The sequence below is a fragment of the Candidatus Omnitrophota bacterium genome, from assembly GCA_028699255.1.
In the GTDB taxonomy this organism is placed as follows: domain Bacteria; phylum Omnitrophota; class Gorgyraeia; order 2-01-FULL-45-10; family 2-01-FULL-45-10; genus FEN-1322.
Window position 1 is genome coordinate 140,433 of record JAQVUX010000003.1, and the last position, 12,600, is coordinate 153,032.

Annotated in this window: 14 protein-coding genes; all 14 read left to right on the forward strand. The window is 49.9% G+C overall.

From position 1 onward, the window contains the following. The first annotated feature begins 252 nt into the window (after positions 1-252). The gene (fmt, locus tag PHS46_03605) at positions 253-1,194 is read left to right on the forward strand and encodes a methionyl-tRNA formyltransferase (protein ID MDD3905602.1); all 942 of its coding nucleotides are present in this window, start codon (positions 253-255) and stop codon (positions 1,192-1,194) included. A 38-nt stretch (positions 1,195-1,232) separates the two neighbouring features. Continuing rightward, positions 1,233-2,120, forward strand: a complete 888-nt coding sequence (locus PHS46_03610) for a glycosyltransferase family 2 protein (protein ID MDD3905603.1) — start codon at positions 1,233-1,235, stop codon at positions 2,118-2,120. A 141-nt stretch (positions 2,121-2,261) separates the two neighbouring features. Next, a complete protein-coding gene (locus PHS46_03615) occupies positions 2,262-3,563 on the forward strand; it encodes a CBS domain-containing protein (protein MDD3905604.1) in 1,302 nt (433 codons plus the stop codon). Positions 3,564-3,577: 14 nt separating this feature from the next. Beyond that, entirely contained in the window at positions 3,578-4,618 is a 1,041-nt protein-coding gene (gene galT, locus PHS46_03620) for a galactose-1-phosphate uridylyltransferase (protein ID MDD3905605.1), read from the forward strand. Between the two features lie 4 nt (positions 4,619-4,622). Then, the gene (galT, locus tag PHS46_03625; protein ID MDD3905606.1) at positions 4,623-5,630 is read left to right on the forward strand and encodes a galactose-1-phosphate uridylyltransferase; all 1,008 of its coding nucleotides are present in this window, start codon (positions 4,623-4,625) and stop codon (positions 5,628-5,630) included. A gap of 79 nt (positions 5,631-5,709) precedes the next feature. Then, positions 5,710-6,762, forward strand: a complete 1,053-nt coding sequence (gene gap / locus PHS46_03630; GenBank protein MDD3905607.1) for a type I glyceraldehyde-3-phosphate dehydrogenase — start codon at positions 5,710-5,712, stop codon at positions 6,760-6,762. A gap of 130 nt (positions 6,763-6,892) precedes the next feature. Continuing rightward, positions 6,893-7,300 carry an Rrf2 family transcriptional regulator gene (locus PHS46_03635; protein MDD3905608.1) on the forward strand — a complete coding sequence of 136 codons (408 nt, stop codon included), beginning with the start codon at positions 6,893-6,895 and terminating at the stop codon, positions 7,298-7,300. A gap of 42 nt (positions 7,301-7,342) precedes the next feature. Further along, complete coding sequence (locus tag PHS46_03640; GenBank protein MDD3905609.1) at positions 7,343-7,984, forward strand: NAD(P)H-dependent oxidoreductase; 642 nt, start codon at positions 7,343-7,345, stop codon at positions 7,982-7,984. Between the two features lie 14 nt (positions 7,985-7,998). Continuing rightward, positions 7,999-8,157 carry a rubredoxin gene (locus tag PHS46_03645; protein MDD3905610.1) on the forward strand — a complete coding sequence of 53 codons (159 nt, stop codon included), beginning with the start codon at positions 7,999-8,001 and terminating at the stop codon, positions 8,155-8,157. Between the two features lie 13 nt (positions 8,158-8,170). Beyond that, the gene (locus PHS46_03650) at positions 8,171-8,359 is read left to right on the forward strand and encodes a ferredoxin (protein MDD3905611.1); all 189 of its coding nucleotides are present in this window, start codon (positions 8,171-8,173) and stop codon (positions 8,357-8,359) included. Between the two features lie 13 nt (positions 8,360-8,372). Then, positions 8,373-10,004, forward strand: coding sequence for a 2-oxoacid:acceptor oxidoreductase subunit alpha (locus PHS46_03655; protein ID MDD3905612.1), 1,632 nt, complete (start codon positions 8,373-8,375; stop codon positions 10,002-10,004). Next, positions 10,001-10,846: a thiamine pyrophosphate-dependent enzyme gene (locus PHS46_03660; protein MDD3905613.1), complete on the forward strand. Its 846-nt coding sequence runs from the start codon at positions 10,001-10,003 to the stop codon at positions 10,844-10,846. Before PHS46_03655 ends, PHS46_03660 begins: the two co-directional genes overlap by 4 nt. Next, positions 10,843-11,370, forward strand: a complete 528-nt coding sequence (locus tag PHS46_03665; protein ID MDD3905614.1) for a flavin reductase family protein — start codon at positions 10,843-10,845, stop codon at positions 11,368-11,370. Before PHS46_03660 ends, PHS46_03665 begins: the two co-directional genes overlap by 4 nt. Positions 11,371-11,382: 12 nt before the next feature. Further along, the gene (locus tag PHS46_03670; protein ID MDD3905615.1) at positions 11,383-12,570 is read left to right on the forward strand and encodes a flavodoxin domain-containing protein; all 1,188 of its coding nucleotides are present in this window, start codon (positions 11,383-11,385) and stop codon (positions 12,568-12,570) included. Positions 12,571-12,600: the final 30 nt, after the last annotated feature.

Genomic DNA, 12,600 nt, shown 5'->3' on the forward strand with positions numbered 1-12,600 from the left:
AACATAGACACCTGTGGGAATGAAATAGATAAGGTATAATCGTAGAATGCCCGGATAGGTGAGGGGACTACGCTTACGCGGCGACGTAAAAATCGCGAGCGGGCATGGTTCCCGAGCCAGGGTTAGCAGATATGCGAGGGAGAGCGAGCGATTTTTCTCGAGCGACATTTTTCACGCTGGGAAAAATGGAGCGGTCGGCGCGAAGCGTAGTCCCCTCACCCAGGAGTTGGAAAGAAGAAAGCGGAGCTACGAATGAACATCATATTTTTCGGCACATCAGAGTTCGCGATACCGGCGCTTCGGGCGCTCGTGGCATCCAGTCATAAGGTACTGGCCGTCGTAACACAACCCGACCGGCCGCGCGGACGGAATCTCAAGGTATCGCCATCGCCCATGAAGGCGTTGGCCGCGGCGAACGATCTGCCCGTGTTTCAACCCGTCAATGCCTCATCTACGGAGGCAGTTGACTATCTGAGGAAGCTCGGCGCGGATCTCTTCGTCGTCATATCATTCGGCCAGATACTGCGGCAGGACATACTCGCGATCCCCAGGCTGTATGCCGTCAATGTGCACGGTTCGCTTTTGCCCGCGTATCGCGGCGCTTCACCTACCAATCACGCGATAATAAACGGCGATAAGACGAGCGGCGTTACGATTATCCGTATGAACGATAAGATGGACGAAGGCGATATAATATTGAAGCGCAAAACGCCGATCGGTTCGGAAGACACAAATATAACTCTGCACGAAAGGCTCTCGGAAATAGGCGCCTCCGTCCTCATGGAATTAGTCGACGCCCTCGCGAGCGGAAAGGCGGTCGCTTTTGAAAAACAGGACGACGCTACGGCTACATATGCGCCGAAACTGAAGAAAGAGGACGGCGCCATCGACTGGAATGAACCGGCCGCGAAGATTCATAACAAGATCCGCGGCCTTCTGCCGTGGCCCGGCGCGTACACCTATTATAACGGAAAGATACTGAAAGTCCTGAAAGCCGCGCCTGTTTCTTCGGGTGCGGAGGCCGCAAAACCGGGCGAGGTCGTGAATATCTCCGACGATGCGGGTGTCGTTGTCCGTACGGGCTCAGGGGATATCGTCATGCAATATCTACAGCTCGAGGGTAAGAAGGATATGACCTCCACCGCATTCGTGCGCGGCCACAGGATCGCCCGCGGGTATACATTCGGTAAATAATAAATCCATATAAAGAACCGGGTTTTTTAAAAGGAATAATGGAAAAAGTTAAAGTATCTGTTATTGTTCCGACTTATAACAGGGCCGGTGCATTACCCCGGGCTATGAAAAGTGTGATTGAACAAAATCGTAATGATATCGAAATTATTATAATTGACGATAATTCTTCGGATAATACGCCGGATGTCATAAGAAATATGCCGGACAAAAGAATAAAATATATAGGCCGCTCCGAGAATGGAGGGGTTTCCGCCGCGCGTAATGACGGTATCAGGATCGCGAAAGGCGAATATATCGCTTTCCTGGATTCCGACGATATCTGGGCTCCCGGCAAGCTCGAAGCGCAATTAAAAATCCTTGATGAAAATAAAAATATAGGAATGGTATGCACCAATGCCAATATAATTACCGGCGGAGATAGCAGATTATTTATTTCCGGGCATGATGTCTCGCATGTTGTGTATGGAGCCAGAGAAAGGACCTCCGATAAGTTTCCCGGGGCGGTTATGGTAGCGCCTCCGAGCAGTTGGATGCTCAGGGCGGGCACGGTCAGTGAAATTGGATTTTTTGATGAAAGCATGAAGGTGTGGGAAGATTGCGACTACTTTGTGAGGATCGCGCAAAAAACGGACGCATATTTCCTGAATATGCCGTTAATCGATAAATATACGGGGGATAGCGGCCAGCTTAGTCGCGACACCCTTATCTGGCATGAAGGCAAAAAACTATTTTACACGAAACATTTTCCGTCGATGAGTAAGGATAAACAATATCTTTTCCAATTTTATAAAGGCATGGGTAAAGATTGTTTGATATTGAAGAGATGGAACGACGCCACGGGTTGGTTTACGAAAGCGTTGCGGATAAAACCCGTCGACCTGAATTTGTACTGGAAAATTATCAGAGCGCGTGCCCGCCAAAACTAAAAACAGAGTAAAATTCTGTAAATAATTTTTCCTCTGTGTTATAATCCAGAATATCCTACTTCGCTGTAGCAGTCAGGCCGTATGAAGCTTCGTAGAGATTCCTGCGAAGTTTCACGAGAATAACTGGAGAAACGAAGCAGAATGCCGAAGAAGATAGCGCCAAAAGAACTTATACAGCAGGATTTTCACAACCTCAAGACCCAGGAGCGGCTCTATACCATCCCGCGTATCGAGGATCTGGTCTTCATGCAGTCGATAGAGGGCAGGGCTCACAATGGAGCCGGTATATTCAATAAACGCTCCTATGTCAACACTACCATGGAAGACATCGTAAGCGCCCTCGGGCGTTCGGCCAGAGTGGTGAAAGCCAAGCGGCAGGAACTGATCGACGAGATAGTCGAGTACGTCGACAGCGTCTTTGCCGACGATCCGCGCGAGCGGCTCGTTACAAAGAATGGCAGGCCTCTTCTCGGTATTCCGCAGTTTAAAGAGCGCACAGTAAATTATCACGACATACTGAAAGGGTTGTACCTGGGCGGGTTGAGGGATGACCCCGAGATAAGGAAGAAGACCCAGGGGCTTTACAGCATAACAATCGGTTACGGCAAATGCTACCTCGTGAATACTAAGATAATGGAAGAAATGGGTTTGGACGGCGAACAGCTGGCCCACCAGGAGAACGAGGACAGGATAAACTATTTTAAATCTTGCGGCTTGATCGTCGAAGACGAAAAACCCAAACCGAGCGTCGCGAAACACATTAAGTACCTCTACATAAGGCATCATGTGGGCCCCGGCCAATCCGATGACGGCGCTATAGTCGCCAGCGGGTTGCTTTATAATGTCGATGTCGCGCTGGGTGTATTCTTATCCGACGCTATCGATACGCTCGATAAGTATGTAAGCGTGTACAGGGATCAGGACAAGGAACTCGCCCTTTATATAAAAGAGAAGTACCCGTTCCTTGAGCTCGACGAGAAGGACGTCTACGAGCTCGCCTATCTCGCCGCAATACCGGCCGACAGGGTGGACGAGATACCGGATAGCTCGATGCGCTATCTTCTCGCTATCGATCAGGATGCGGGGCAATCGACGCTCGAGACTCACCTTAATTTCATAGAAGGCAAACCATTCGTTCCGATCGCGATAAGTTACAAGAGGATACTGATCTCGAAGTTATACGATTTTATAAAAGAAAAGCTCAAGAGTATCAATAAAGAGGTTGTATTCAAAATCCCCGAGGCCGTATCGATGGAACTCGACTCCTCGGTGACAAAGGTAATGCAGAGGAAGTTCATAACGGTGAGCCCGCAGACCTCGCTTAAGAGCGCTTTGCAGAAGGTGGAAGCGAGGAAGGGCGAAATTATAATAGTGAAAGACGAGAACGGCAATATCCTCGGGGTAGTGAACCCGAGCGATTTCCTTATATTCCTGAAGCAATAACCAGCGAATTAAATATGCCTGAACTAAGACGCGATCCGGTAGTTGGAAGATGGGTTATAATTTCGACCGAAAGGGCCAAAAGGCCGGACCATTTCGCTATGGGCAACGCGGTCGAGAAAGAGGCTTTGGCGCCTGGCGAGAAGTGCCCGTTTTGCGAAGGCAATGAATCACTTACGCCTCCGGAGATATATGCTTCGAGAAAGCACGGCACCCGGGCTAATGGCCCGGGTTGGGACATACGGGTGGTGCCCAGCATATCGCCTCTTTTGCAGATAGAAGGTAATCTCGACCGACACGGCCACGGCATGTACGACCTTATAAACGCGCGCGGGGCGCACGAGATAGTCGTCGAGTCGCCGAATCATGTTACGGAGGCGGAGCTTTCCAAAGAGCAGGTGGTCAAAAGCTATAACGTTATTCTCGACCGGATACAGGATCTCGAGAAAGATAAAGAGATAAAATACGTCCTCATCTTCAAAAATTACGGCGCGGCGGCCGGCGGCGGGCACATCCAGCACGCCAGGACTCAGATAATAGGTACGCCGGTAAATCTCAAGAGGGTCAAAGAAGAGCTCGCCGGCAGTAAAGCTTATTACGATTACAAAGACAGGTGCATCTTCTGTGATATGCTGAAGCAGGAGCTGTCTTCGGGCGAACGCGTAATGGCCGAGTCGAAACATTTTGTCGCATTGGCCGCATTCGCCGCGCGATTTCCCTTCGAGACATGGATAATGCCGAAAGAACATTCGTGCGATTTTTACAAAGTGGACAGGGCCAGGATAGCCGACTTCGCGGAACTTATGATATTGCTTTTTGCGAAGATGCGCAAAGTTATAGGCGATTTTCCGTTTAATTTTGTACTGCATACGGCTCCGTTCAGGCGCAATGTCACCTCCCGCGGTTACTGGGAGACGATCGAGTCGGATTATCACTGGCATTTTGAGATACTACCTATACTCACCAGAGTCGCGGGTTTTGAGTGGGGCAGTGGTTTTTATATAAATCCTCTTCCGCCTGAAGACGCGTGCAAAGCGGTAAAAGAGGCAAAGGTTTAACGGAATGAACGAGCTAAGGCGGGATCCGATAACGGCGAGATGGATAATAGTTCCGATGGATAAGCCCGCGGAAGTCGCCAGTCTTATTACGGAACAGCCGCCAAAGATCAACAAGAACAGCTGTCCTTTCTGCTACGGCGGCGAGACGCTGACTCCGCCGGAGATCGTGGCGCATAGGGAAGTCGGCGGGCCGAATACTCCTAATTGGACCGTCAGGGTCGTGCCGAACAAGTTCCCGGCGCTCCGCATAGAGGGCGACTTGAACCGCGAAGGCATCGGCGTATTCGACCTCATGAATGGCGTCGGGGCGCACGAGGTCATAGTGGATACGCCCGACCATTTCAGGGACATGGCGGACTTAACGCACGCGGAAGCGGAAGAGGTCGTGTGGGCTTACCGGGCGAGGTCTCTGGACCTGCGCAGGGATAAACGGTTCAAATATATACTTATATTCAAAAATTACGGCAAATCCGCCGGCGCGTCGCTCGAGCATCCTCACAGCCAGCTTATCGCGCTTCCCATTGTGCCCAAAAGGGTGCATGAGGAGATGGAAGGCGCGGCCAAATATTACGATTACAAGGACAGATGCGTATTTTGCGACATAGTGCGGGAAGAGCTGGAAGAAAAAGACAGGATAGTGTATAATGACGAATTGTTCGTAGCGTTTTGTCCTTACGTTTCGCGGTTTCCCTACGAGATATGGGTATTGCCGAAGAAACACATGTCCGATTTCGTAAATATCGACAGGGACTATGTCGCGTCTTTCGCCAGGGCTATGAGGGATTCCCTGGCCAGGATAAAAGGGTTGTTGAAAGATCCCTCGTATAATTTTATAATACATACTTCGCCGATAAACGGTCATGAGAGAGCTGATTACCACTGGCACGTCGAGATAATGCCCAAGCTTTCCAAAGTCGCCGGTTTCGAATGGGGGAGCGGCTTTTATGTTAATCCGGTACTGCCGCATACCGCCGCGAAGGATCTGATGAGCGTTGTAATTCCGGATAAATAAAGTATGGCCCCGCCGGGGTGAGAATACGGGCGGGGCGATTTGTATAAGGTGAAGCAACAACAAATCGGAGGGCAATAAAATGGCAGTAAAGGTTGGAATAAATGGTTTTGGAAGGATAGGCAGGATGGTCGGAAGGGCTATCCTTGAAAGGAATTCGAAGTCGATAGAGTTAGTCGCCGTAAACGACATCACGGACGCGAAGACGCTGGCTCATCTTTTGAAGTATGACTCCGTACATGGCCGGTTCCCGGGAGGGAATGTGAAGGCGGGCAACGAATCTATCGTCGTCAACGGCAAAGAGATAAAGGTGCTGGCGAAGAAGGATCCGGGTGAGCTTCCATGGAAAGAGCTGGGCGTGGAGATAGTGGTAGAGTCCACCGGATTATTCACGATAAAGGATGACGGTGTGAATAAGAAGGGCAAAGAGGTAAAAGGCGCAGTAAACCATATCTCCAGAGGCGGGGCGAAGAAGGTTATTATCTCAGCTCCGGCGCAGGGCGAAGATCTTACGATAGTGATGGGCGTCAACGAAGATAAATATGATCCGAAGAGCCATTCGGTAGTTTCGAATGCGTCATGCACCACAAACTGTCTCGGGCCAGTCGCCAAGGTCGTGAACGATTTATTCGGCATTGAAAAGGGTCTAATGACGACCATTCACGCGTATACGAATGACCAGAGAGTGCAGGATCTTCCGCATCCGGATCCGCGCAGGGCACGCGCCGCGGCAATTTCGATGATACCCACTTCGACGGGGGCCGCGAAGGCCATAGGGCTTGTGTTGCCTGAGCTGAAAGGCAAGCTCGATGGTTTCTCAATGCGCGTACCTGTCGCTAACGTTTCCGTAGTAGACTTGACCTGCTTATTAAAGAAGAAAGCCACCGCCGAGGAAATCAATGCGGCGCTTAAAGCGGCTTCGCAGGGCAAGATGAAGGGCATATTAGATTACACCGAAGACGATGTTGTTTCCGTCGATTTCAACCACTATCCGGCCTCGGCTACGGTTGACTCGAAGATGACGAAAGTTCTCGATGGGAACTTTGCCAAGGTTCTCGCGTGGTACGACAACGAGTGGGGATATTCCTGCAGAGTGGTCGATCTTATCGAGTATATGGTGAAGAAAGGTTTGTAACTGTCTAACCGCGCAGGTTGCTTATCGGTTTTTGCCGTAAAGCAACCTGCGCGGTTTGCAGGTGGTTTTTTTTACTTGGCAAAATGATACTAATATGGTATCATTTAGCAGGAAAAAGGAGAGTTATAAGATGAAGCTTTTTACGCGTAATACGGACTACGGGATAAGGGCGTTATGTTTTATCGCGAAAAAGGATGGCGATATAGTTTCAGTATCGGAACTCGTGAGAGCATTGAAGATCCCGAAGCCGTTTTTAAGAAAGATACTCCAGTCTCTGACCGGGAAGGGTTTTGTAAGATCGTATAAAGGAGTTGGCGGCGGTTTCGCTCTTAAGATGTCCGCGAATAAACTATATATAATGAAGGTTGCCAAAGCGTTCCAGGGGCCGTTGAGCCTGACCGAGTGTTTGTTAAAAAAAGAGCTTTGCCCCAATCGGAGAATTTGCCCTTTAAAAGAAAGGATCGACAAGATCGAGAAATACATGATGTCGGAGCTGGATTCCATAACAATAGCGGAATTGATAAAAAGCCAGAAATGAGTGGAAGTATAATTAACGGATGGGGTATAATACATGAGTGATATGCATAAAAAATTACTGCATATAATAGCGTCTCCACGAGGCGAAGATTCCAGAACGCTTAAGGTAAGCGGCGTCTTCCTCGATATTTTTTCCAAAAAACATCCTGCCTGCGCGATAGAAAGTATCAATCTATTCGACGAACCTCTACAGCCATTGACCATAAAGATGGTTAAGGGTAAATACATGCTCCTCGGAGGCAAGGACATTGCCGAAGAGTTTAAGGACGCGTGGAAAATTATCGAACGTTATATCAGCCAATTCCTTTCGGCGGATGTAATCCTTTTAAGCGCTCCCATGTGGAACTTCAGCATACCGTACCAGTTAAAACACTACATCGATATCATCCTCCAGCCGCGATACCTTTTTCGGTATACAGCCAATGGCGTGGAGGGGCTTGCGAAAAATAAAAAGATGATAGTTATTACAAGCCGCGGAGGAGATTATTCTTCGACGGGGCCGATGGCGAAATCAGACCATCAGATGCCATACCTGAAGACGGTCTTCGGATTCTGCGGCATTACGGATATGACTTTTATAAATGCCCAGCCGATGGATATGGATCCTGCGGCGGCGGCGCGCGCTCTCGAGGCGGCGAAAAAAGAGGCTGTCCAGGCGGCCAATGCAATAGGCGAAACGGTATAAAAAAGGAGGCGGATATGGATAAATACAAGTGCCTTGTGTGCGGTTACATATACGATCCCGCTAAGGGCGATCCGGATAACGGTGTAGCGGCGGGGACGAGTTTCGAAAAATTACCGGACGGCTGGGTCTGTCCGGAGTGCGGCGCTCCCAAAAGTGAGTTTGAAAAAATATAACAAGGAGAAAAAAGTGACTGCAAAGATCGATGCGGATGTGTGTATAGGTTGCGGGTTGTGCGTCAGCACATGCCCGGAGGTTTATAAGATGCAGGATGATAAAGCGGTTGTGTACGTCGGAATAGTTCCGGGTGGGGCGGAAGAGAATTGCCAGAAGGCGTGCGATGAATGCCCTGTAACGGCTATAACGGTAACAAAATAAGAAGGTGCATCGGGTGGAAGACTTCTCGATCCTTATCGGCGGCAAGGCCGGCTTCGGAATAGATAAAGCCGGACTTATAATAGCGAATATATTGAACCGGCTCGGTTACCGGTTGTATATATACCGCGATTATCCTTCATTGATACGCGGCGGACACACTTTTTCCATAATAAGAGCCGCGCGCCGCAAAATATATTCGCATAAAGATAAGGTGGAGATACTCCTCGCTTTCAACCAGGAGACATTCGATCTGCACAAGAACAGATTGACCGACAATGCCATGGTGATTTATGACGCCGGTGTAGTGAAAGTTGACGGTCTGGGTGGGGCGAACAAGATCGTGATGGTTCCCGCGGCGAATATATTAAAGGAAGAGCTTGCCCCGGAGATAACGCGTAATTCATGCAGTATAGGGGCGTTGTGCAAGGCGGTGGATATGCCGTGGGATCTGCTCGATAAGGAATTCAGGAATAGTTTCTCCTCGGAGGCGGATATTAACTTAAAGGTTGCCCGCCGGGGATACGACGCTGTCGAGAAGGTATACAGGATAGAGCCGACGGGGCAGGAGCCCCTTCCCGTATTCACCGGCAACGAAGCTATAGGGCTCGGCCTGGTCATGGGCGGACTCGACACCTACATCTCTTATCCGATGACGCCTACTTCGCCGATACTCCATTTCCTGGCGAGCCGCTCCGGAGAGTTTTCGCTTAAAGTGATCCATCCGGAGAGCGAGATCGCCGTGATATTGATGGCGCTCGGCGCCGCGTACTGCGGCGAGAAGACGGCGGTCGGGACCTCCGGCGGCGGATTTTGCCTGATGACGGAGGGAGTAAGCTTTTCGGCGATGGCGGAACTGCCGGTGGTGATAGTTCTGGGCCAGCGGCCCGGCCCATCGACGGGCCTGCCCACATACAGTTCGCAGACGGAACTGCATTTCGCGCTTAACGCGGGACAGGGAGAGTTCGCGCGCCTTGTTCTCGCGCCCGGTGACGCGGAGGAAGCGTATTATCTGGCGCAGGTCGCCTTGAAACTTGCGCGGAAGTATCGCATGCCGGCCATAATATTAAGCGATAAGAATATGGGGGAAGGGGTATATAGTTTTGACGCTGACTTATCGCCCGAGGTAAGGATAGATGACGATGTATCCTGGGACGGGAAAAAGCTCATGTTCGTCCCGGGAAAAGATAACGTTATAAAAGTGAATAGTTACGAACACGATGAGGCGGGGCTAACTATAGAAGACCCGGCCCTGACAGCTAAGATGCAGGAACGGCGTTTGCAAAAAGGCAATCGCCTGGCGGAAGAGCTTGAGCAGTGCGAAATGGTAAAGACTTACGGTAACAAAGATTCGGATATCGCCGTCATATGCTGGGGCTCGAATAAAGGTGTGTGCGTAGAGGCCGCCGGGCGCATGGGGTTAAAAGTCATCCAGCCGCTCTATATGTCACCGTTCCCGGCCATGCAGATGGAGCGGGCGATGAAAGGCGTCAGGAAGCTTTTGGCCGTCGAGTCGAATGCGACCGCCCAGCTTGTAAAGCTGATGAATCTTCACGCTCTCGGCGTGGATAAAGAGATATTAAAATACGACGGAAGGCCTTTTAGCGTGGACGAGCTGGAAAGAAAACTTCGGGAGGCGATAGCGTGAAAGGCCTTGATACGAAAGCCGTTAATACATGGTGCCTGGGATGCGGTAACTTCTCCATATTGAACGCGATGAAGTCCGTGCTCGCGTCTTTTGTCGACGAAGGACTGCCAGTAGAGAATGTCGTGCTCGTCTCCGGCATCGGCTGTCATGCCAAGATAGTCGATTATGTCAACGTAAACAGTTTCTATTCACTGCATGGCCGCGTCATTCCGCCGGCCACAGGGATAAAGATAGCGAATCCCGCCCTCAAGGTCATAGGCCACTCCGGCGACGGAGACGCTTACGGTGAAGGGCTGGAGCACCTGATATTTGCCGCGAAGCGTAATGTGGACATGACGGTCATAATACACAATAACAGGGTGTACGGCCTGACCACAGGGCAATATACCCCGACTTCTCCATACGGATATAAGGGGCGTTCCACTCCATCGGGGGCTAAGGAGATGCCGATAAATCCGATGGATCTTCTTTTAGCGTCCGGGGCGACATTTTTGGCGCGAGGTACGTCGCACGGGATCGAGCTTTTAAAGAAAATATTCAGAGAAGCGATATTGCACAAAGGTTTTTCGCTCGTTGATGTTCTGCAGGTTTGCGTTACATATTGCAACCTGTACGAATATTACGATAAACGTGTTTATGAATTAAGCGGGCACAATCCGTATGATTACGCCTCGGCGGAGGCTAAGATACGGGAGTGGGATTATAATAAGGACGGCAAGATAGCGTTGGGCGTATTTTATAAAAAAGAAGCGCCGGTTTTTGAAGATAGTTTTAACGTTAAGAAAATGCCAATAGACGAAAGACGCCGCAAAGTAGAGGCGACGGTGAAAGGCAGACCATGACGGATCCGAACGTTCTGCACAACTTAAGCTACGGAATGTATATCGTCTCATCTTATAATAGCGATAAGCTAAACGGCCAGATCGCGAATACGGTCTTCCAGATAACGAGCGAACCGGTTACGATAGCGGTAAGTATAAATAAGAAGAACCTGACGCATGAGCTTATAGAGACCAGCGGTGTTTTTACAGTATCTGTACTCGGCGAGGACGCGCCGCTCGAGTTTATAGGCAGATTCGGGTTCAGGACGGGACGGAAAGAGGATAAGTTCAGCGGCATAAGTTTTAAAACACTCGAATCGGGTTGCCCCGTCGTGTTGGAGCATTCCATATGCTATGTCGCCGCAGAGGTTACCGGCAGGCTTGATTGTCTTACCCACACGTTGTTTTTGGGAAAAATGACGGCGTCTGAAATGTTAAAACAGGCCAACCCGATGACATATGCTTATTATCATATGGTCAAACACGGCTCGACGCCCAGATCCGCGCCGACGTTTATTAAGGGCGAGACGATCGATAAAAAGTAACAGGAGGAAAACGTGAAACCGCTTGAGATAAAGAAAGGCATATATTCCGTCGGAGTAGTTGACTGGAACATCAGAAATTTCCACGGGCACACGTACACGACGAAAAGAGGCACGACCTATAACGCCTACCTGATCGTTGATGAGAAGATTGCCCTGGTGGATACGGTACTCGGTTCATTCGCCGGGGAATTGATCGAGAATATAAAAGCTATAATTCCTCCGGAGAAGATAGATTACGTTATCGCGAACCATGTCGAGAGGGACCATTCGAGCGCCATGCCGGCGCTTATGAAATTATGCCCGAAGGCGAAAGTTTACGGTACACAGAAATGCAAAGAAGGGTTGTACAAAAATTATTATGAGAATTGGGATTTTCAGGCGGTCAAAACCGGCGACAAATTAAAACTGGGCAAAAGGACGCTCACTTTTATCGAAGCGCCGATGATACATTGGCCGGACAGCATGTTTACATATTGCGCCGAGGAAGAACTTCTTATGTCGAATGACGCGTTCGGACAGCACCTGGCGTCCGGCGGGCGATTTGACGATGAGGTCGATGAGTGCGCGTTGATGGATGAGGCGGCAAAGTATTACGGGAATATCCTCTGGCCGTTGAGCTCGCTAATTTTAAGAAAAATAGAGGATATTGTGAAGATGGGTGTCCCGATAAAGATGATAGCTCCAAGCCACGGTGTTATATGGCGCCGCAGTCCGGGAAAGATAATCGATTCGTATGTCCGCTGGGCGAAGAATACGACTAAGCCAAAAGTGGTTATCGTCTACGAGACGATGTGGGGCGCTACCGAAAAGATGGCGCGGAAGATAGCGGAGGCGCTCATAGATTCCGGCGTTGAGATTAAGCTTTTCGACATAGCGGTCTCCGACGGTACGGAAGTCATAAAGGAGATGCTTGATGCCAGAGGTTTCATCATAGGCTCGTCCACGCACGATAACGATATGCTCACGACGATCGCGGGATTTCTCGAATTCCTGAAGGGATTGAAGCCTAAAGGCAGGATCGCGGCCGCATTCGGTTCGTACGGCTGGTCCGGAGGAGCCGTAGCTTCTATCGAAAATCTGTTAAAAGAGGGAGGAATGGAAATAGCGCAACCCGGCGTATCGGCGAAATTCATGCCGGATGAAAATGAGATAAAAACCGCATACCAATTTGGCAAAGATTTCGCGGGCAGGATAAAGTGACGTGGTATAATAACACAAAAGAAGGAGCTG